Source organism: Amphritea sp. (assembly GCF_016744155.1).
GTDB lineage: Bacteria > Pseudomonadota > Gammaproteobacteria > Pseudomonadales > Balneatricaceae > Amphritea.
Window position 1 is genome coordinate 38,924 of sequence record NZ_JADGEW010000006.1, and the last position, 19,038, is coordinate 57,961.

Here is a 19,038-nt window from a genome sequence, read left to right on the forward strand (position 1 = left end):
GCGGAATTAGCTCAGTTGGTAGAGCGGAACCTTGCCAAGGTTCAGGTCGTCGGTTCGAGCCCGATATTCCGCTCCAAATATCGCATCACTCCTCATTTTTCCTGTTTCATTCCTAATTTTATTGCTTCTCTTGTTATCCAATTGTTATCGCTGTTCGTTACGCTTTTTTGGTGTTTTTCCACATCGTTTTTCTGTGTGCTTCAGTTGTTCCAATTCGATAACTTTTTTGTTGTTTTTCTCTTGACGAAGGTAGGGTTAGTCATTAATATACGCGCCTCCTCTGACGAGGAAAGTTGCAAATGTGACTGTGTCCCATTCGTCTAGTGGCCTAGGACACCGCCCTTTCACGGCGGTAACAGGGGTTCGAACCCCCTATGGGACGCCACCTTTTGTAAAGCGGAATTAGCTCAGTTGGTAGAGCGGAACCTTGCCAAGGTTCAGGTCGTCGGTTCGAGCCCGATATTCCGCTCCAGATTTTATATCTGGCTGTTTTATTGCGTCCCATTCGTCTAGTGGCCTAGGACACCGCCCTTTCACGGCGGTAACAGGGGTTCGAACCCCCTATGGGACGCCACTTTTTTCCTCTGTATTATCTCTCTGTTAGTTCATCCTATTGTTAGTCCCCATATTGAACAGATTTTTTCTCTCGATTATGTTTTGTCCTTTAGGCTTCATATATACTTAGACCTAAATGTTTGATGAGTAATCATTTATTATGGTTTCACTGATAAGGATATCACTGCTCTTTGTTGTGCTAAGTTTTCCCGTTGGGGAAGCGGTTGCCGATTCAGTGATTGTTTCGCAGGATGTGACAGAGCAGACCCTCAATAGAAATTTTCTTCTTGCCGTATTTTCAATGCGAGTAACCCGGTGGCCAGATGGACGGCCAATACGGGTATTTGTGTTACCTGACCGGCACCCTCTGCATGATCTGTTTGTGAAAGAACACCTGAAAATATTCCCCTATCAGCTAAGAAACAACTGGGACCGCCAGGTTTACACTGGCACTGGCTCTGAACCTGAACAGGTAGATACCATGGACGGAATGTATCAAATGGTCAGTCAGACTGATGGGGCTATAGGCTATATCAGTCATTCTTTTAAACTGAACCTGGAAAAAGTGAGGGTTGTCGATGAGTTTTAAGCATCTCCTACCCCTGATCCTTTCCGGGGTGAGTCTTTTGTGTGCGCCGGTTTCTCTCTTTGGCGCTGAAAACAAATTATCGGTTAACGGCTTTGTAACGCAGGGCTTTTTCTATACAGATAGTAATAATGTGTATGGTGAAAGTAGTGATAATGGCAGTTTCGATTTTCATGAAATCGGTTTAAATGCGGCATACAGGTTAACCCCAAAACTTCGGGCAGCGGCCCAGGTGATGTCTAGACAGGCAGGAGGGGTTGATAATGGTGAGCCTCAGCTGGATTATGCATTGTTGGATTATCGTGTCAGTGACGCTGTCGATAAAGCATTTGGTGTTCGGGTGGGGCGTTTAAAAATACCCTTTGGCTTCTACAATGAAACCCGGGATGTGTCATTTACCCGTCCCAGTATAATGTTACCGCAATCGCTCTACTTTGATCAGGCCAGGGATCTGGAGCTTTCGATTGATGGCGCTATCTTGTATGGCTCTTTATCGGTGCCTGGTGGTTGGGTTGATCTTGACTTGTTGTATGGCAGCCCTCAAACAGATACCAATGTTGAATATGCGTATTTGGGGATGGATGCTGCAGGTAAGTTTAAAGACTCTGAAGGTTATATGGCGAGGGCTATTTATAATTCAGACAGTGGTCGCTTTCGAATAGGCTTTACCAGCGCTAAGTATATTCTTAACTTCAAGCCAGGGGTTAATCCCGGGTGTTTGTACAATCTATGCGTATTTGATGAGGGAGCCTTAAAACTTGGCGTTTCAGTATTCTCAGCGCAATATAACGAAGAAAACTGGAGTCTGACCGGCGAATACATGCTTCACGATATCGACTGGACAGAAATGGGAGGGGTGTTTACTGCGCTGCCAAAACTTACCATGCAGTCGTACTATCTTCAGCTTCAATATCGCTTGAGCTATAACTGGGATCTGCTGCTACGTTATGATGAGCTATTGCTTGATAAAGATGACCCTCAGGGTGCTCTGAATCATCAGTTATTCCCTTTTAAACCTGCACATAATTTTTATGCGAAGGATGTTACGCTAGGGGTTGGCTGGCAGCCAAATCAGGACTGGTCTTTCCGGGCTGAGTTACACAATGTAAAAGGTACCGGATGGGCGGCAGAGCAGGACAATCCAGATCCTTCTAAATTAAAAAAACACTGGAATATTTTTGCCTTACAGGCAACCTATCGTTTTTAAACTATGTGGTCGTGAGATAACGCACTATGGATGGCACTCACAGAAGTTTTTTGAGTTTAAGGTGGAAGATCTTCATCCTACTGGTCGTTGTGCTGGTAGGAGTCCAGGGGATGTATGCCTTTTTTTCGCTGTCGCAGCTGAATGATCAGTTCAAGCTGCAACGCAAGCAGATTAATACGGCGGAAGTTGCTCGGCTGAATGGTTCAGTCGAAGCGTCCTACCAGCGGTTGTTAGAAGCCGCAGAACTCTTGCCTCTTATTGATACCAGTCAGCATGAAGACTATATCATTCCGTTGGCGCGCCTAAGCCAGGCAATCAGTTTGAAATTTGATGCCTTTCAGTTGACCGGCTCTGTCAATGCCGCATACCTCTACGATAGTCATGCCCGGATGGTTGGTTTTTGGGGCGAGAAAGTACATATCAAAGAAGAGGAGATACAGCAGGTATTCGATACCGAACGGCCGCTGCGTAAGCTTGTTTGTAACACTATCTGTATTCGTTATGTTGCGATTCCGATTCAGTTGGACGGTTCAAAGCAGGGTGTCCTGATGGTGGGGCGTTTTTTGTATGATGTTATTCATGATATTAAACAGCAGACTACTCTGGACATAGGTCTTGCTCTGCAGGCACCTGAAGGTGCTGGCGAGTTAGGCAACTGGGGGTTGCTGATCAACTCGCTCACTAATCGCTCGCAGAATCAGGAATTGCTTGAGAAGCTTAGCCGTGAACAGCGCTTTGATCCAGCGGGCGGTAGTTATGTGCTGGATAATAATGATAGGCACTATGAAATTATTTTCTCTCCTTTGAATGGCGTACATGAGGGAGCTGCTTACTGGGTTATTCTGGATGACATCTCCGGTCATCTGTTGAGCATCCGGCAAAGTTTGGTGAGTTATCTGCTGATGGGTGCCGGCGGTATTTTGACTGCTTTAGTACTTCTCTCTCTCTTGTTGCAGAAACCGGTTCGCTTCTTCTCTCTGCTGTCGACTGAGCTATCGCAGCTAAGTCGAAGTGAATTTAGCGAGTTTCGTCAAACCATGGGGGGCTACCGTGACCGGGAGACACTTTTCGGACAGGATGAACGGGATCTCTTGGTTCACAGTGCAATGCAGCTGAGTGAGCAGCTTGAGCATCTAGAGGATGAAGTTGCTGAGAGGACCGATAGTCTTGAGAAAAGTCGTTTAGCGCTGACTAAAGAGCGAGATTTTTTGTTTGGCCTGTTAGAAACTGCACCGTTGGTCATTATTACTCAGAATAGAAAGGGTGATCTGCGTAGCGTAAATCATTTTGGTTTGCATCTGATGGACTTGGATGGCGGCTCCCTGCGCAAGGTTAATTTCCTGGATACACTGCAGCGTGAAGATGAGCGGCAGGATTTTCTTGCTCATACCAGTCGCTTAATGGATGGCCTTGAACCCGAGGTTCGAACCGATAGTGTGCTCTTGGATCGTCTGGGGCATCGGCACGATATCTCCTGGTTGCACGCACGCCTGCGGCATACTCGGGGAGATGAATCGTTAATGCTGAGCATCGGCATGGATATTAGTGACCGTAAACGGGCCGAGCGTCGATTGCATTGGCTGGCTAATCATGACCCGCTAACAGAACGTCCCAACCGGCTTTTCTTTATGAGTTGTCTTAATGATGCCATTGAAAAGAGTCGTTCTCAGAATGGTAATGTTGCGGTGCTGTTCATTGATCTGGACCGCTTTAAAGAGGTGAACGATTCTCTCGGTCATCAGATCGGGGATAAGCTGCTCAAGGTTGCGGCAAAGCGTATCAATGATTGTATCCGTGAAAATGATTTGCTTGCCCGTCAGGGTGGGGACGAGTTTTCAGTGCTGCTAACCAGTGTCCGCGATCTGGAAGGTGCTGAAGTAGTCGCCAGTAAGATATTGCAGATATTCCAGCAACCTTTCTGGATTGGTGAGTATGAGATTGTCGTTACGGTGAGTGTGGGAATTAGCCTGTTTCCCGATCATGCTGCTGATGCTGCTGCACTGATTAAACATGCGGATGTAGCGATGTTTCAGGCTAAAGATTCCGGGAAAAACTGCTATTACATTTACGACGTTGAGAAAGATCATCAACGCTTTGAGCGTTTCTCTTTAGGGGCGGATCTGCGTAAAGGAATTCAGAATAACGAGCTGGTACTTCATTATCAGCCCCAGATTGACGCTGTCACAGAAAAGATTGTCGGTGTTGAAGCGCTGGTGCGTTGGCAGCATCCAACAGTAGGGTTGCTGTCTCCGGATCGTTTTATCCCTCTGGCTGAAGAGTTAGATCTGATTATCCCTCTGGGTGAGTGGGTATTGAAAGAAGCTTGTCAGCAGATGCAAACCTGGCTGCAGAACGGTGTGCCGGATATGAAAGTGGCAGTAAACCTTGCTGGCCAGCAGATCGCTCATGAACGGCTTATCCGTAGTGTGGAAGATGCTCTGGAGGAATCGGGTCTGAGTGCTAATAATCTTGAGCTGGAAGTGACGGAAAATTTTGTTATTCGTCAGCCGGAAGTTACCGTGGGTAAATTAACCTATCTGCGGGAGCGCGGTATTACTTTGGCGATGGATGATTTTGGTACCGGATACTCTTCACTCAGTTATCTGAAAAAGCTGCCTATTGATCGACTGAAGATCGATCGTAGCTTTGTTAAAAATATCGGCATTGATAAGAGTGATGAATCTATTATTAAAGCAACCCTGGCAATGTGCCAGTCGTTGGGTTTGATGGTCGTTGCTGAAGGCGTAGAAACACCCGAGCAGCTTAGCTTTATGAAAGATAATAACTGCCAGATTATTCAGGGGTACTATTACAGTAAGCCGCTGCCTGCGGATCAGTTTATGGAGTATCTCTCCTCAACTGGACAGCTATAGATATACTAAAAAAAGAGGCTGTTAGGCCTCTTTTGTATTGAGCTTGTTGGAGCCCTTCTTAGTTTTGTCCGAAAACACTCGCCCGGGAGTTGATGTAATCAAACTCTTCTTCTTTCTCTTCAGCAGCGAAGCGTAACTCATCCAGTTGCTGGAATTTTTCTAACTCTACATCAGCCATGTTATGCAAACAGTTGCCGCCGAAATACCACAACAGGTCACGCGCAATAAGGTGAGCCAGTTGTGGGTACATGCGAAAAGCTCGTTCGAGAAAGACTTCGCCATCCGCGTAGACATGTTCAGCGCCATTTTCAAACTCATGAATTAGCTGCTGAAAATCGAGAATAAACTGCTCCTCTTCAGCGGTGATCTCTTCCAGTGTGAAAGGCTCCTGCTTAATGAAGTTGTTGTAGGCGATCTTCAGGAAGTTAAGGTGGTGTAATTGGTAAGCTGTCATATTGTCCCGAGACTGAAGTAATATTCTGGAAAGCGCTAGTTTAACGTAGAATTTGGCGCTAGTAACTGTTGAAATCATAACCTCTTGCCCCAATGTTAAGAGTTCGATTAAAACCTCTCCTCTTATTTGAAATCATAGGAAAATGCATGACGACTGCGCTCTCCATTACAGACCTGCGTAAGGTCTATGACAATGGCTTCGAAGCTTTGAAGGGAATCTCCTTTGATGTTCAGGAAGGCGATTTTTTTGCGCTGCTTGGACCTAATGGAGCCGGTAAATCTACGACTTTAGGTATTGTCTCTTCACTGGTTAATAAAACCTCAGGTCAGGTCAGGGTGTTTGGCCATGATTTGGATAAGGACGCCAGTAAAGCAAAGTGTAAGCTGGGAGTCGTTCCCCAGGAATTTAACTTCAATATGTTTGAAAAAGTTGCGGATATTCTTATTACTCAGGCGGGCTACTATGGTATCCCTGCTGGAGAGGCAAAGCAGCGCTGCGAGTTTTATTTGCGCAAGCTAGGGTTGTGGGAAAAGCGAAACGAACCGTCTCGCAATCTGTCTGGTGGCATGAAGCGTCGGTTGATGATTGCCCGTGCGTTGATGCACGAACCCAGCCTGCTGATTCTTGACGAACCAACCGCCGGTGTGGACATTGAGCTGCGACGCTCTATGTGGGAGTTTTTGAAAGAGATCAATGCCGAAGGCACCACGATTATCCTTACCACTCATTATCTGGAAGAGGCGGAAAGCCTGTGCCGTAATATAGGTATTATCGATCAGGGCGTTATCGTCAAGAACACCAGCATGCGTAACCTGCTTCAACAGCTTAATACGGAATCCTTCATTATGGATATCAGTCCGGTACAGAGCCTGTGTCCGGTTATTGATGACTATCAGGTGACAATGGAGGGTGACCATACCTTGCTGGTAGAGGTAGAAAAATCCCAGAGTTTGAATCCAGTATTTGCTCAGTTATCAGAGCAAGGTGTTGAAGTGACTAGTATGCGAAACAAGAGTAACCGTCTGGAAGAGCTGTTTGTCTCTCTGGTTGATAAAACACTCGAAGAGAGTGTTGAGGGAGGCCAGTCAAAATGACTAACAGACAACTGTTTATCGCCTTCTGGACCATTCTGGTGAAAGAGATTCGCCGCTTTACCCGTATTTGGGCGCAGACTCTGTTGCCGCCGGCGATCACCATGACACTTTACTTTATCATTTTCGGTAACCTGATCGGTTCTCGGATCGGTCAGATGGGCGGCTTCAACTATATGGAGTTTATTGTTCCCGGTCTGATTATGATGTCGGTAATCACCAATTCCTATGGCAATGTTGTTTCCTCATTTTATAGCACTAAATTTCAGCGACACATTGAAGAACTGCTGGTTTCACCCACACCTAATTGGATTATTTTGGCCGGCTATGTGATTGGTGGTTCGGTACGGGGCTTATTGGTCGGTCTGATGGTGACGTTGCTGTCGATGTTCTTTACGGAACTGCAGATTCATAATATCTGGGTGATCGCTTCGATTGTGTTTCTGACCGCCATCCTGTTTTCACTGGGAGGCTTTATCAATGCGGTTTACGCCAATAGCTTTGATCATATATCGATTATTCCGACCTTTGTGCTAACACCGCTGACTTATCTGGGTGGTGTATTTTACTCTATTTCCTTGCTACCTGAGTTTTGGCAGAATGTCTCTCTGATCAACCCGATCCTCTATATGGTTAACACCTTCCGTTACGGAATTCTGGGTGTCAGCGATATCGATATTGGCTTTGCTTATGGCATTATTATCGGGGTTATAATCATACTGTTTAGTTACTCAATGCACTTGTTAAACACGGGTAAGGGTATTCGTAGCTAAGAGCGGAGGTCGCATGAAAGATAATCAAACAGGATTGGAACATGCTCCACTGGGTGCTGATACTGAGTATGTGAATCAGTATGATGCAGGCTTGTTGTATCCCATTGCCCGGGATCTGAACTGGAAAGCTCAGGGTGTTACCCGCAGTGAACTGCCGTTTCAGGGCGATGATATTTGGAACGCCTATGAAGTGTCCTGGTTGAATAGCAAAGGTAAACCGGTGGTGAGGCTGGCAGAGTTTCGGTTTTCTGCAGAGAGTCGCAATATTGTCGAGTCAAAATCATTCAAGCTCTATCTTAATTCCTTCAACCTGACCCGCTTCGATTCAGAATCTGAAGTACAGGTGCGCATGGTTGAAGACCTCAGTGCCGCCTCAGAAGGTGCTGTTGAAGTGATCTTCAGTCAGTTGGATCTTGATACGCCGATTGTTAAATTTAACGGTGAGTGCCTTGATGAGCTGGATATTGAGATCACGGACTATAGTCCCGCACCTCAACGATTGAGTGCCGTCGGAGAGCCAGTAGAAGAGTCGCTGTACAGTCATCTGCTGAAGTCTAATTGCCCGGTTACCGGCCAGCCAGATTGGGCCAGCATCTCCATTGAGTATCGCGGGGCGCCGATCGATCGTGAAGGCTTGCTACAGTATCTGATCTCTTACCGCGAGCATGGTGATTTCCACGAGCAGTGTGTGGAGTCTATCTTTATGGATATCTGGAACCGTTGCCATCCGGAAGAGTTGACAGTGTATGCCCGGTATTTGCGCCGGGGTGGATTGGATATCAACCCGTATCGTAGTAGCAAGGCCGGTCGGCCTGTTAACCTGCGTCTTAGTCGTCAATAAAGGAAGTAGAATGGACGCTCTGGAAAATTTACACCAGCGGGTATCAATTCCGCTACTTGAAGGTCCGGCACCATCGTCGGAACAGCTTGATAATATCTTTCGGGCCGCTCTGCGAGCGCCTGATCACGGCGCTTTGAAACCGTTACGGTTTCTCAATGTTGAGGCTGAAGCCCGAAATAAGTTGGGGGAGCTGTTTCTGGATGCTGCCAGTGAAGATGATTCGCTGAGCGAAGAGCAACAAAATAAATTCAGAAATATGCCGTTAAGAGCTCCGCATATTATCGTTGCTATCGCGGTTATTCAGGATCATCCCAAGGTCCCTCGTACTGAGCAGCTTATTACTGCCGGTTGTGCAGTTCAGAATATGCTGTTGGCGGCTCATGCGCAGAACTTAGGTGCGATGTGGCGTACTGGCGTTCTGGCCTACCATCCCACCGTCATGGATGGTTTAGGCTTGCAGGCCCATGAAGAGATAGTTGGCTATCTGTATCTGGGTACGCCAGCGCGAAGTCGCAAAGTGCCTCAGGTTGATGTTGAAAAGTTTGTTAGCGATTGGGGCTGATAAGGAGATAAGCGCATGAGTAACTCTCAGAAAACTGCCGAAGAGTTTATAGACTGGCTCAAAGGTCAGATTCCTCTGATCAATCACATGGGCTTCGAAGAACCGGCCTATGACGGTCGGTCGCTAACGCTGTCTGCCGCGTTGGCGCCCAACGTCAATGACAAAGGCACCGGCTTTGGCGGTTCACTGGCAACTTTAGCAACACTCTGTGGCTGGGCGATGGTGACGCTTTATCTAAAAGAGCAGGGGCGAGACTGCGATGTGATGATCCGTGACAGCCAGCTCAAATACCTGGCGCCGGTGACAGGAGACTTTTCTGCGATTACCGTACTCCCAGAACAAGCTGAGCTAGATACGTTTATCTCTTATATGGATAACAAAGGCCGTGGTCGATTGAATCTTGAAGTAGAGGTTCGACAGGGGGATAAAGTTGCGATGACCCTCAGCGGAGCTTATGTGGCGGTGGAAAGACAGCCGTAGCTCGTGGTTCGAACGTCACAAAGAGCGTGACTTGCTCGTTGCTCGAAAAGAAAAAGCTTAAAGAATCGTAGTTCGAACGATAAGAGCCGATGTCCGAACGTTACAAAAAGCGTGACTTGTCCGAGGTCCGCAAAAGCTTGTTTTCCGCCTTTTCGGACTTCGGACAAGTAAAGCGTTCGGACCTCGGATTGCAGTTTTATTTCAAAACGACACTTTGAATAACAATCGGCTCTACCGGTACATTTTTGTATGGCCCCTGATTGCCAGTCTGTACATGGCCTATCTGTGTTAGCACATCCATACCGTTAACTATTTTACCAAATACGGCATAGCCGGGACGTTGGCCTTTAGCATTCAGGAAGTCGTTGTTCTTCAGGTTGATAAAGAACTGAGAGGTGGCGCTGTTTGGGTCATTAGTCCGGGCCATCGCGATAGTGCCGCGCATATTTGGCAGGCCGTTAGTTGATTCATTACTGACCGGTGGCAAAGTATCTTTACGCTCCATGTCGACGGAAAATCCGCCACCCTGAATCATAAAATTGTCGATTACCCGATGAAAAATAGTCCCCGGGAAAAAATCATTTTCCACATAGCGAAGAAAGTTTGCCACTGTCAGTGGCGCTTGCTTGGGCATTAACTCCAATTCGATAACACCGGCGCTGGTGGTCATAACGACAACAGGGTTTATATCTTCAGCAAGTGCCGGGCTGAGTAAACCAACACTGAGCAGTAGGGACAGCAGATATTTCTTAAACATTATGATTCCTTAAAAGTTGAATACTTGTTTCAGCAGATCAGTCGTGCGTGCCGCTGGATTTTCTCGGATCTTCTTCTCTTCTGCAGCCAACATGGTGAATAGGCCGTTCAGAGCACCTTCGGTCACATGGTCTTCAAGATTATAGTTCTGCGCCATGCTGCCGACCATAGGCACTTCTTCTGCTTTTTTAGTCAGGTCACCGTAATATTTAGTCACACCTACCTGATTCATAGATGTTTCAACAGAGGGGCGGAACAGTTCACTCAGTCGGGTCGAGGTTTTCTCACGGAAATACTCTGTGGCCGCATTATCTGGGCCGTTCAGAATAGTACGGGCATCTTCGATGCTCATCTCTTTGATTGCCGTGACCAGAATTTCAGTTGCTTCTGGTGCTGCCTGTTCCGCTGCACGGTTCATGCTGAGTTCGAACTGTTCAACCTGAGAGCCCAGACCAAATTTTTTCAGCAGACCACTAGCTTGCTCGAGTTGATCCGGCAGGGGAATCTTGATCTGTGCATTATCGAAGTAGCCACCTTTCTGGCTGACACTTTCAATTGCCTGGCGGCTACCCACCTCCAGTGCTTCTTTGAGTCCGGCTATCACGGTGTCGTAATCGAGACTCGTTCCAGCGGTAGATGAAGCGGGTGCGGTCTGCTTCTGCTCAATGAGTTGTTTTCCGCCGTCTTCTATCTTTTTCAGCAGATCACCAAATCCTGCAAAAGCGGATGCTGTAATAGTACAAGAGAGCAGGATGACGCCCGCTTTTCCAATGGTTACTTTACGCATAATGTGTTTTTCCTGAGAAGTCACTGAAGGTTTGACTTAATTCTAAGCATTAAAGCTTAAAGTATCCTTAACAATATTGCTCTTCTGTTGAGAGCTTTTTCTGGCATGTTGTTAAAAATCATAACTTTACCTTTCTTTACACCTTAGTTACTTATCTTTTTAATAATTAATATTTAAAGTATACAGATAGTCATTCTAACGGAGTTAATCATGGATAGTCGTTCACAACTCACTAAAACTACTGTGGTTTTACATTGGATTATTGCTATTGCAGTGATCGGTAGTCTTATTTTTGGTCTGTATATTGAAGACCTGCCACGGGGGGCTGACAAGTTTGAATTGATCGGTCTGCATAAATCAGTGGGTGTGTTGGTGTTGGTTGTTGCTCTGTATCGACTGGCTTGGCGCATCCGCAATCGCTTGCCTGAGCGTCTGACGCCAGTTGCTGCCTGGCAGGAGAAAATCACGACAGTGGTTCACGTAATTCTGTTGGCAGGTACTGTGATGATGCCTATTTCCGGTATTCTGATGTCGATCGGTGGTGGTCACTCAGTGGCTGTTTTTGGATTTGAGCTGATTGCCAGCGGTGATGAGAGTGAGTTGCTGGGAGAGCTCGGTCATGCGATGCACGGGCTGGGTGGAAAGGTCATGATAGCTGCTGTAGCCCTTCATGTGGCAGCTTCAGCGAAACATCATTTTGTGACTAAAGATGGCACCTTACAACGGATTCTTGGGCGCAGGGTTGCCTGAGTTTGATTGATTAGTTTTGTTTGAAGGGGATCAAAAGCCGCATTATGCGGCTTTTTTATTGTTTAAGTGAATCGCCTATCGCCTAAGGCACCGAGTTGCCAGGGTGGTGTCGGCAGACAGGCTGAATCCCGTTTTATCTTCTTTATAGTGGGTGACTTCAGGACAGTTATCAGGATTGATATCCACCCCCAGGTTTAGATCCCAGCCATTTTCGATGCTGGTGCCCTGTATCGATATTTTATAACCGAAGATAGAGCTGAATTCTTTATCAACCGCCTGGCGGGACTCTTTTTTCAGGAATAGATGCCACTTTTCTGTGGAGCCAATGTAGTGTGGCTGGACTTTATAGGCCGATAGAATCCTTACTGAAAGTTGACGAAAGTCTGTTATGGCCTGTTGGGTAATCGAAAGGCTATCCTGGCTGTCTTGCGCGCTGACTAAGTGGCATTGGGTGCTCAAAATCACACCGAAAATGGCTGAAGATATTTGTAACAACGTACGTTTATAAAAGAGAGATTTATACGGCATATATTTATACAACAAGTCCGGGCCTTAATAGCTTTTTGTCATAAGTTATGACTGCTGGTAATAGGAAAAATTCCATTTTTTATAAAGCGTTATGGTCTATCAACAGGTTATTTATCCTGATGGCCAGTTGTTGATAACCCTGGTTATTAAAGTGAATAGGGTCTGACTTGTATTGGCTGTTGCGTAATAGCTCGGCAATTATCTCTGGCTCGATAATCAGTTGATACTCTTCGGCTAGTTCCCGATACAGCGGTGCGCTATCAGAGAACAGCTTTTTCTCCGGTACAGCGATCAAAATAACATCGGTATTCTGTCGTTGGGCTAACTCAATCATCCGCGCCAGGTTCTGCTTAAGCTCGGCCTTATCCCGGTTGCGGAGAATATCGTTGCCGCCCTCCAAAAGAATAAGCAGGGCAGGTTGGTATTGGGTGAGTAGTTCAGGCAACCGCTGTAAACCTTCGGCGCTGACCTCTCCTGAGATACCGGCGTTGATCACTTTACGTCCGCTGAGTTGTTGCAGTTGATGGGGGTAATCGCCATCGCCAGTGCTGCCGACACCCTGAGTCAGGCTGTCGCCAAATGCCAGTATGGTGCTGTCAGGCGGCAGAAAGCGAAGCTCTACCTGTTCGCTGCAACCACTCAGTAAAAATAGCAGCGCTAAGGGTAGAACTGATAGCAGTGCTGGCCGTCGCCCATTAGTGAATAGCTTAGCGATTATTCCACGCAATGCACTGCTCCAGAGTTACACCGCTGCCACCAAAGATATCCAGGGCACTGCCAATGGTGAGATCTACTTTGCCATTGGATAGTTGATCGACTAGTTTCAGGTCTTCAAGTGAGCGGGCGCCGCCTGCGTAAGTCACTGGGATAGGGCAGGCTTCACCCAGCAGCGTAACCAGGTCTTCATCGATGCCCGATTGCAGGCCTTCGACATCAGCGGCATGGATTAGAAATTCTGCACAATGCTGGCTGAGTTCCGCCAGTGTATCCGCGCTGACCTGGGTTTCAGTAATGGTCTGCCAGCGGTCGGTGGCGATATTCCAGCCGCTTCCAGTTCGGCGACAACTCAGATCCAGAATAAGACGCTCTTTCCCGGTAATCGCTTTGATCTGTTCTAATCGCTGCCAACTAAACTCCCCGTTATCAAACAGGTAAGAGGTGACGATGACGTGGGATGCGCCTGCCTCAATAAACTCAGCCGCATTGGTGTTATTTACACCGCCACCGAACTGAAGTCCTTCAGGCCAACCCGATAGTGCTTTGAGAGCCTGCTCTTTATTGCCAGGCCCCAGCGCGATCACATGGCCACCGGTCAGGAGGTGCTTGCGATACAGCTTTGCGTAGTACTCAGCGTCATACTGACTGACAAAGTTTGTTTCAGCACCCTGATCATTCAGGCTACCACCAACAATCTGTTTTACCTGACCCTGGTGCAGGTCGATACAGGGGCGAAACTGGGTCAAAGCATATTCTCCGAAACACTGGGCTTAAAACACTAGATAAGAGCGGCGCATTGTAGCAGAAAGTGAGAATACCACTAACTGGCGGGGGAAATCCTGTCCCGATTCAGGCATAATCCAACTGAACATTAAGCTCCGGTGATGGTCACAGCATCAGCCAATGGGGTTTTGAAATAGTTGAGTAGTATTTAGGTAGAGTGGCAGCGTTTGAACATCGGGTATATCACTTCGCGACTGAAGTCGTTTTTTAACACAGCCATAACTTTGCTGAGCCATCTGCCAACCCCGCACCGTATTGTGCTGGGTTGTGCTTCTCTTATATTGGCTGTGTCGTTAATGCTGTCAGATAACAGCTCTGCAGTACCGGTCTCGCCGGGTCAGTTTAGAAGTACACTCGACCTCAAACTCCAGGAGATGGATGTTTCTGCCTCTGAAGAGCTTTCTGAAAGCAGCAGTAAAAAGATAAAAGACTCTGATCCTGAGATCGGTTATGTGGTGCAAAAGGGCGATACCCTCAGTACCATTTTTGATCATCTGCGCATCTCTCAGCCTACGCTGTACAAACTGATGGAAGCAGACCTCAATATTCTGGCGCTGGATACTATTCAGCCAGGTCATCAACTGGGGTTTAACTTTGATGACGAGGGTAAGCTAAAGCAGTTTATCTTTCGCTCTGGTCTGACCTATAAAGTGCTGTTTGATCGCAGTAAAAAAGGAGACTTCGAGTATGAAGAGTTTATCGAAAAGGGTGGTTTTCGCCGGGAGATTATCAGCGGCACGGTAGAGGGTGATCTGCCCAGATCGATGAAGAGGGCAGGTGCACGAATCGCCGAAGCTTATCAGGTTACCAGTCTGTTGAAAGAACGGATGAACTTCAGAAGTCACCTGCGCGCCGGAGACAAGTTTCAGCTGTCAGTATCGCGCCAGTATGTCGAGGGTGAGTATACTGGTAACAGTGTTATCGAAGGCTTTGTCTATGATGGAGCTATTCGGAAACAGTCGGCATTTCTCTTTGATGATAACTATTTTGATGCCGAGGGTGAGAGCCTTGAGAAAGCATTCCAACGGATTCCGCTGCAGAAACGCTACCGTATCTCTTCAAGTTTTAACCCTAAGCGTAAACACCCTATCACCGGTTTAGTTCGGCCCCATAATGGCACGGACTTTTCTGTACGCACAGGTACGCCAGTGCTTTCGGCAGGGGATGGCGTTGTCTCCCGTGTTATTAAACACCGTTACGCTGGGCTGTATATCGAGATTAAGCACGGCCGTAAGTATAAAACCCGTTATCTCCACTTGAGTCGAGCCTACGTGCGCAAAGGGCAGAAAGTCTCCCGTGGGCAGAAGATCGCCGCGTCTGGTAACTCGGGCCGCTCGACCGGAGCCCACCTGCATTATGAACTACATGTAAATAACCGACCGGTGAACGCGATGACAGCACCTATTCCCGTGGTGCAGACGATCTCCCGCAAAAAGCGTAATGCATTCAAAAAGCAGGTTGCTGTTCTGAAAACTCAGATGGCAGAGCAGTTGGCACTGGCTGAAAAACAGTAACTAAGTACTATGCTAACCGGTTTCCTCACGTGAGATCATTGCTTGCATATCGATGTCGATTCAAGCTGTGGATCTTTCCATACTTTTGCCAATAGCCGACCTGAGACCAGGGATTAAACGCTCCGGTAGAATATTGCCATAACCTATTAGCTTGTTTCTTCAATCGCACAGATTCATAGCCTGAGAGGGAATGAGGTGATTGGCGTTATGTTAGCTATGTTCTCGAACTGTTTATTTATCCTGAAACTCCAGGTGAAGTCTAAAGCGATGCTTATCGAATTAATCTCAGCAGCAGTACTGTCGTCGGCTACTTCTGTGTTGGCCGAGCCTATACCGACCGTCCGTGTGGCGGTCTTACAGTTTGGTACTGTTAATTGGGAAATGGATGTTATTCGCCGCCATGAGTTGGATAAAAAATACCATTTCTCCCTTGATGTAATCCCGGTCGGTGGCAAGAACGCCAGTGCTATATCCCTACAGAGTCATGCTGTAGATATTATCTATAGTGATTGGGTGTGGGTTAATCGCCAGCGATTCAATAACAGAATGTTTGGCTTTTCTCCGGTCTCTGCCGCTGCCGGTGGGCTCTATGCTCAGTCGAATAGCCCGGTCGTCTCTATTCGAGACCTTGATGGCCAGCGGTTGGGAATCGCTGGCGGTTCCGTTGATAAGAGCTGGTTGTTGCTACAAGCCTATAGCAAGCAAACACTTGATCAGGATCTTATGAAATCGGTTGAACCGGTATTTGCCGCGCCCCCCCTGCTAAACCAGTTAATGTATGACGATAAACTCCCGCTAATTCTTAATTTTTGGCACTACAGTGCCAGGCTCAAAGCGAAAGGTTTTAAAAAGATTATTAGTGTTCAGGAGATGATGGCTGGGTTAGGCGTTAATCGACAAGTACCGTTAGTGGGCTGGGTTTTCACCGAAGCCTGGCGGCAAGAGAATAATCAGCTATTGAGTAATTTTCTTAAAGCTTCCCGGCACGCCCGGGAGATTCTGCTGACATCTGACGGGGAATGGCAACGAATCCGTTCGTTGACCCGTGCTGAAGATGATCAGGTTTTTGAAGCACTTAAAGAGGGCTACCGTGCAGGTGTTCAACGTCAGTTCGGTATAGATGAGTTGGATGCACTGGAAAAACTATACGCCATCATGGCCCGTGAGGGTGGCGATAAACTTACGGGTGGCGCGAACACACTGGACCGATCACTGTTCTGGCTTCCAGATTCGGAAGAGGGCGTGATTCAGATAGGGCAAGGTGTGAACTAATGTTTGTACATCGGCTGAAAGGGATGCTATTTGGAGCGCTGCCACTGCTTGTGCTCTTTCTGTTCTGGCAGTCTGCAGCGATGCTGTTGGAGAGTAATAACTTTCCCAGTGTGATTCAGGTGTTTACCAGCTTGCACTTACATCTGTTTGACGGTGATATGTTGCACCATCTGCTGGTGACTATGATGAGGGTGACGGTCAGTTTTGTGATCGCAATGCTGCTGGGTGTCTTGATTGGTGTGATGATGGGGGCTTTTGCTCGCCTGAACTCGGCTTTTGATTCTCTATTAGTGATCGCGCTTAATATCCCTGCATTAGTTACCATCATCCTTTGTTATGTCTGGTTTGGCCTCGTCGAAGCGTCTGCCATAGCCGCCGTGGCCATTAATAAAATCCCCACAGTGGTCGTGATGGTACGCGAAGGGGCGAGGGTGGTTGACCGTGATCTGCTCGACGTCGCCAGAGTGTTTCAGGTTTCGCGGTTTCGTTATTTCTTCAAAGTTTATCTACCCCAGCTTTACCCCTTCATTATGGCATCGGCCCGTTCGGGGCTGTCTTTGATCTGGAAGATAGTGCTGGTGGTCGAGCTATTGGGACGAAGTGAGGGAGTCGGTTTTCAGTTAGGCACCTTCTTTCAGTTTTTTGATATTGCCAGCATTCTCGCTTATACCCTGGCTTTTGTTGCTATCATCTTAGTGATCGAAGGGGTGATTATGCGACCACTGGACCGTTACATCGCTCGGGGTGGCTATGGTCAGTCTTGATATATCCATTCAGGGCAAAGTTTACCCAAACAGTCTTGAAAGAGTGCTGGATGGGTTAGACTTTAGCGTCTCTAAAGGCGAATTTGTTGCTCTGGTAGGGCCATCAGGCGCAGGCAAAAGTACGTTGTTGAATATGATTGCTGGGCTGGAAAAAAGTGACCCCGGCGAGGTTCTCTACAACGACAGCTCTATGGAGAATAGGCCTCCCTGTAAAATTGGCTATATTTTCCAGCAGCCCAGGTTGATGCCCTGGCTGACCGTCGCTGAAAACTTACGTTTGGTTATGCCGAAAGTCAGCGATACGCAGATAGAGACTACATTGACCCGGGTTGGCCTGAGCGGTAAGTCTGCCAGCTATTCGAAACAGCTTTCCGGCGGTATGCAGCGCCGGGTGAGCATTGCTCGTGCTTTTCTGACTCAACCTGAGTTGTTATTGCTTGATGAGCCTTTTGTTTCGTTGGATGGGCCGAATGCACAACGCCTGCGTGATTTGTTACTAGAGCTGTGGCAAGAGCATAAGCCTACGGTTGTGTTCGTCACCCATGATCTGAATGAAGCTATTCAATTGGCTGATCGGGTTCTGTTTCTATCATCTGCACCGGGGAGGGTGGTATTAGATAAGCTGGTTGATATTCAAAGGCCCCGGCTTAGCGAGGATAACGCTTTTCAGCAATGGAAAGCGCAGATGCTAAGTGAGCATTCAGGCTTATTGGAGGGAGACTCTCAGTAAGGTTGTTGTGCGTTAGAGTGAATGGGAGCGTGAATAAAACCTGGTGCAGGTGACCCTAGCAGGTTTTATTCACAGCTAGGTTAGCGTTATACCGGGTGAACAGTGTAATCAGGCTTTTCTGATGGCATAAGCGGGAATACAACATTACATTGCCCGGTGCCCGAGCTTGGGAAGTACTCGGTCATGATCTCAGCTTCACCTTCATACTTATCCCAGCCCAGCAGGCCAAATAGCATAGCGGTGTCATGCATACCGCCTTCTCCGGAACAGTCTTCAGCGTATTTAGGCATGATATCAAGGAAGTCTTTAGTGCGACCCTGCTTCCACATATCCAATACCATCAGGTCGATCTCTTGATTCAGAGGACGGCTGATTTTGAACAAGTAGTCGCCGACAACTTTATTCGGTGGGATTCTGTGCGAGAGCGATCCACTCGCCAGAAAGGCAACCCGCTTGCCGGACTTCTTCACCGCATTTAGGATAGCTTCACCCACAACCTTAGACTCTTCCAGATCTGCGTCGTACATCCAGCCTGCGATAGAAACGACTTTTATATCTTTGTCGATCCCCATGTAGCGCAGTGGAACCAGAGTTCCGTACTGTATTTCCAGGGTGTCAATTTCATGATGGCAAAGGGTGGTGACACCGCTTTTGGTAGCCGTTTCAGCGATCAGTTGCCCTAGTTCAGGGTCGCCGGTATAGCTGTATTCCATATTGTTCAGGAAGTGAGGGAACTCAGTACTGGTGAATACACCGGACATGTCAGGCTTGGCGTTGATATGGAATCCAGCGTTTACCAGCCAATGGGTATCGGCAATAACAATGGTATCTACTTTACGCTCACGGCACAGATCACCAATCTTACGCAGACCTTCGATCGCGGCATCACGGATACCCTTTAGAGGGCCTTCCTGTTCAGAAATAAACATAGAAGGAACATGTGTCACTTTTGCTGCCAGTACTACTTCGCCCATAACTCACCTCAATTACTTGTTTTTTTGTTATTCGATTGTGC

The 19,038-nt window shown here is 47.4% G+C and carries 20 protein-coding genes and 4 tRNA genes; 17 read left to right on the forward strand and 7 right to left on the reverse strand.

Annotated features, from left to right (window positions below; genetic code table 11):
- The 7 genes from QZZ54_RS06990 (at position 1) to QZZ54_RS07020 (ending at position 5,221) form a co-directional block, all read left to right on the forward strand.
- Positions 1-76: transfer RNA gene (locus QZZ54_RS06990), tRNA-Gly, on the forward strand.
- Between the two features lie 233 nt (positions 77-309).
- A tRNA-Glu gene (locus QZZ54_RS06995) sits at positions 310-385 on the forward strand.
- Positions 386-396: 11 nt separating this feature from the next.
- Positions 397-472, forward strand: a tRNA-Gly gene (locus QZZ54_RS07000).
- 26 nt (positions 473-498) lie between these two features.
- A tRNA-Glu gene (locus tag QZZ54_RS07005) sits at positions 499-574 on the forward strand.
- A 141-nt stretch (positions 575-715) separates the two neighbouring features.
- Positions 716-1,144 carry a hypothetical protein gene (locus tag QZZ54_RS07010; RefSeq protein ID WP_290700742.1) on the forward strand — a complete coding sequence of 143 codons (429 nt, stop codon included), beginning with the start codon at positions 716-718 and terminating at the stop codon, positions 1,142-1,144.
- The gene (locus QZZ54_RS07015; RefSeq protein WP_290700745.1) at positions 1,134-2,348 is read left to right on the forward strand and encodes a porin; all 1,215 of its coding nucleotides are present in this window, start codon (positions 1,134-1,136) and stop codon (positions 2,346-2,348) included. The genes QZZ54_RS07010 and QZZ54_RS07015 overlap by 11 nt, the downstream gene beginning before the upstream one ends.
- 110 nt (positions 2,349-2,458) lie before the next feature.
- Entirely contained in the window at positions 2,459-5,221 is a 2,763-nt protein-coding gene (locus QZZ54_RS07020; protein ID WP_290700748.1) for an EAL domain-containing protein, read from the forward strand.
- Positions 5,222-5,279: 58 nt separating this feature from the next.
- Here the strand turns inward: QZZ54_RS07020 and QZZ54_RS07025 are convergent, their stop codons facing one another.
- Complete coding sequence (locus QZZ54_RS07025; protein WP_290700751.1) at positions 5,280-5,753, reverse strand: PA2817 family protein; 474 nt, start codon at positions 5,751-5,753, stop codon at positions 5,280-5,282.
- 68 nt (positions 5,754-5,821) lie between these two features.
- On the opposite strand from QZZ54_RS07025, the gene QZZ54_RS07030 reads away from it, so the two are divergent.
- From QZZ54_RS07030 to QZZ54_RS07050, 5 genes are read left to right on the forward strand one after another with little or no spacing between them, the layout of a single operon-like run.
- Entirely contained in the window at positions 5,822-6,769 is a 948-nt protein-coding gene (locus QZZ54_RS07030) for an ABC transporter ATP-binding protein (protein WP_290700754.1), read from the forward strand.
- Positions 6,766-7,539 carry an ABC transporter permease gene (locus QZZ54_RS07035; protein ID WP_290700757.1) on the forward strand — a complete coding sequence of 258 codons (774 nt, stop codon included), beginning with the start codon at positions 6,766-6,768 and terminating at the stop codon, positions 7,537-7,539. The genes QZZ54_RS07030 and QZZ54_RS07035 overlap by 4 nt, the downstream gene beginning before the upstream one ends.
- A gap of 13 nt (positions 7,540-7,552) precedes the next feature.
- Positions 7,553-8,380 (forward strand): NADPH-dependent 7-cyano-7-deazaguanine reductase QueF, encoded by an 828-nt coding sequence (gene queF, locus QZZ54_RS07040; RefSeq protein WP_290700760.1) that lies wholly within the window; start codon positions 7,553-7,555, stop codon positions 8,378-8,380.
- A gap of 10 nt (positions 8,381-8,390) precedes the next feature.
- A complete protein-coding gene (locus tag QZZ54_RS07045) occupies positions 8,391-8,942 on the forward strand; it encodes a nitroreductase family protein (RefSeq protein WP_290700763.1) in 552 nt (183 codons plus the stop codon).
- A 15-nt stretch (positions 8,943-8,957) separates the two neighbouring features.
- Positions 8,958-9,422, forward strand: a complete 465-nt coding sequence (locus QZZ54_RS07050; protein WP_290700766.1) for a YiiD C-terminal domain-containing protein — start codon at positions 8,958-8,960, stop codon at positions 9,420-9,422.
- 196 nt (positions 9,423-9,618) lie between these two features.
- Here QZZ54_RS07050 and QZZ54_RS07055 read toward each other — a convergent pair whose 3' ends face one another.
- Positions 9,619-10,179: a peptidylprolyl isomerase gene (locus QZZ54_RS07055; RefSeq protein ID WP_290700769.1), complete on the reverse strand. Its 561-nt coding sequence runs from the start codon at positions 10,177-10,179 to the stop codon at positions 9,619-9,621.
- A 9-nt stretch (positions 10,180-10,188) separates the two neighbouring features.
- Positions 10,189-10,965 (reverse strand): DUF4197 domain-containing protein, encoded by a 777-nt coding sequence (locus QZZ54_RS07060; RefSeq protein WP_290700772.1) that lies wholly within the window; start codon positions 10,963-10,965, stop codon positions 10,189-10,191.
- A 210-nt stretch (positions 10,966-11,175) separates the two neighbouring features.
- Here QZZ54_RS07060 and QZZ54_RS07065 point away from each other — a divergent pair, with 210 nt between their 5' ends.
- Positions 11,176-11,715 carry a cytochrome b gene (locus QZZ54_RS07065; RefSeq protein ID WP_290700775.1) on the forward strand — a complete coding sequence of 180 codons (540 nt, stop codon included), beginning with the start codon at positions 11,176-11,178 and terminating at the stop codon, positions 11,713-11,715.
- Between the two features lie 75 nt (positions 11,716-11,790).
- On the opposite strand, the gene QZZ54_RS07070 is transcribed toward QZZ54_RS07065, so the two are convergent.
- The 3 genes from QZZ54_RS07070 to hisA form a co-directional block, all read right to left on the reverse strand.
- Positions 11,791-12,174: a hypothetical protein gene (locus QZZ54_RS07070; protein WP_290700777.1), complete on the reverse strand. Its 384-nt coding sequence runs from the start codon at positions 12,172-12,174 to the stop codon at positions 11,791-11,793.
- A 148-nt stretch (positions 12,175-12,322) separates the two neighbouring features.
- Positions 12,323-12,970, reverse strand: coding sequence for a GDSL-type esterase/lipase family protein (locus QZZ54_RS07075; RefSeq protein WP_290700780.1), 648 nt, complete (start codon positions 12,968-12,970; stop codon positions 12,323-12,325).
- Positions 12,951-13,706 carry a phosphoribosylformimino-5-aminoimidazole carboxamide ribotide isomerase gene (gene hisA, locus QZZ54_RS07080; protein WP_290700782.1) on the reverse strand — a complete coding sequence of 252 codons (756 nt, stop codon included), beginning with the start codon at positions 13,704-13,706 and terminating at the stop codon, positions 12,951-12,953. Before hisA ends, QZZ54_RS07075 begins: the two co-directional genes overlap by 20 nt.
- Before the next feature lie 333 nt (positions 13,707-14,039).
- Here hisA and QZZ54_RS07085 point away from each other — a divergent pair, with 333 nt between their 5' ends.
- From QZZ54_RS07085 to QZZ54_RS07100, 4 genes are all read left to right on the forward strand, one after another.
- Complete coding sequence (locus QZZ54_RS07085; protein ID WP_290700785.1) at positions 14,040-15,257, forward strand: peptidoglycan DD-metalloendopeptidase family protein; 1,218 nt, start codon at positions 14,040-14,042, stop codon at positions 15,255-15,257.
- A 267-nt stretch (positions 15,258-15,524) separates the two neighbouring features.
- The gene (locus tag QZZ54_RS07090; protein ID WP_290700788.1) at positions 15,525-16,529 is read left to right on the forward strand and encodes an ABC transporter substrate-binding protein; all 1,005 of its coding nucleotides are present in this window, start codon (positions 15,525-15,527) and stop codon (positions 16,527-16,529) included.
- On the forward strand, positions 16,529-17,293 hold the full coding sequence (locus QZZ54_RS07095) for an ABC transporter permease (RefSeq protein ID WP_290700791.1): 765 nt from the start codon (positions 16,529-16,531) through the stop codon (positions 17,291-17,293). Before QZZ54_RS07090 ends, QZZ54_RS07095 begins: the two co-directional genes overlap by 1 nt.
- Positions 17,280-18,023 carry an ABC transporter ATP-binding protein gene (locus tag QZZ54_RS07100; protein WP_290700794.1) on the forward strand — a complete coding sequence of 248 codons (744 nt, stop codon included), beginning with the start codon at positions 17,280-17,282 and terminating at the stop codon, positions 18,021-18,023. Before QZZ54_RS07095 ends, QZZ54_RS07100 begins: the two co-directional genes overlap by 14 nt.
- Positions 18,024-18,109: 86 nt before the next feature.
- Here the strand turns inward: QZZ54_RS07100 and hpaD are convergent, their stop codons facing one another.
- On the reverse strand, positions 18,110-18,997 hold the full coding sequence (gene hpaD / locus QZZ54_RS07105) for a 3,4-dihydroxyphenylacetate 2,3-dioxygenase (RefSeq protein WP_290700798.1): 888 nt from the start codon (positions 18,995-18,997) through the stop codon (positions 18,110-18,112).
- Between the last annotated feature and the right edge of the window lie 41 nt (positions 18,998-19,038).

Coding starts and splice junctions, on each gene's coding strand:
- QZZ54_RS07085 (WP_290700785.1), top strand. CDS start 14,040: ATGCTGTCAGATAACAGCTCTGCAGTACCGGTCTCGCCGGGTCAGTTT.
- QZZ54_RS07090 (WP_290700788.1), top strand. CDS start 15,525: ATGCTTATCGAATTAATCTCAGCAGCAGTACTGTCGTCGGCTACTTCT.
- QZZ54_RS07030 (WP_290700754.1), top strand. CDS start 5,822: ATGACGACTGCGCTCTCCATTACAGACCTGCGTAAGGTCTATGACAAT.
- QZZ54_RS07045 (WP_290700763.1), top strand. CDS start 8,391: ATGGACGCTCTGGAAAATTTACACCAGCGGGTATCAATTCCGCTACTT.
- QZZ54_RS07020 (WP_290700748.1), top strand. CDS start 2,459: ATGTATGCCTTTTTTTCGCTGTCGCAGCTGAATGATCAGTTCAAGCTG.
- QZZ54_RS07065 (WP_290700775.1), top strand. CDS start 11,176: ATGGATAGTCGTTCACAACTCACTAAAACTACTGTGGTTTTACATTGG.
- QZZ54_RS07100 (WP_290700794.1), top strand. CDS start 17,280: ATGGTCAGTCTTGATATATCCATTCAGGGCAAAGTTTACCCAAACAGT.
- queF (WP_290700760.1), top strand. CDS start 7,553: ATGAAAGATAATCAAACAGGATTGGAACATGCTCCACTGGGTGCTGAT.
- QZZ54_RS07015 (WP_290700745.1), top strand. CDS start 1,134: ATGAGTTTTAAGCATCTCCTACCCCTGATCCTTTCCGGGGTGAGTCTT.
- QZZ54_RS07060 (WP_290700772.1), bottom strand. CDS start 10,965: ATGCGTAAAGTAACCATTGGAAAAGCGGGCGTCATCCTGCTCTCTTGT.
- QZZ54_RS07095 (WP_290700791.1), top strand. CDS start 16,529: ATGTTTGTACATCGGCTGAAAGGGATGCTATTTGGAGCGCTGCCACTG.
- QZZ54_RS07010 (WP_290700742.1), top strand. CDS start 716: ATGGTTTCACTGATAAGGATATCACTGCTCTTTGTTGTGCTAAGTTTT.
- QZZ54_RS07055 (WP_290700769.1), bottom strand. CDS start 10,179: ATGTTTAAGAAATATCTGCTGTCCCTACTGCTCAGTGTTGGTTTACTC.
- QZZ54_RS07035 (WP_290700757.1), top strand. CDS start 6,766: ATGACTAACAGACAACTGTTTATCGCCTTCTGGACCATTCTGGTGAAA.
- hpaD (WP_290700798.1), bottom strand. CDS start 18,997: ATGGGCGAAGTAGTACTGGCAGCAAAAGTGACACATGTTCCTTCTATG.
- QZZ54_RS07025 (WP_290700751.1), bottom strand. CDS start 5,753: ATGATTTCAACAGTTACTAGCGCCAAATTCTACGTTAAACTAGCGCTT.
- QZZ54_RS07050 (WP_290700766.1), top strand. CDS start 8,958: ATGAGTAACTCTCAGAAAACTGCCGAAGAGTTTATAGACTGGCTCAAA.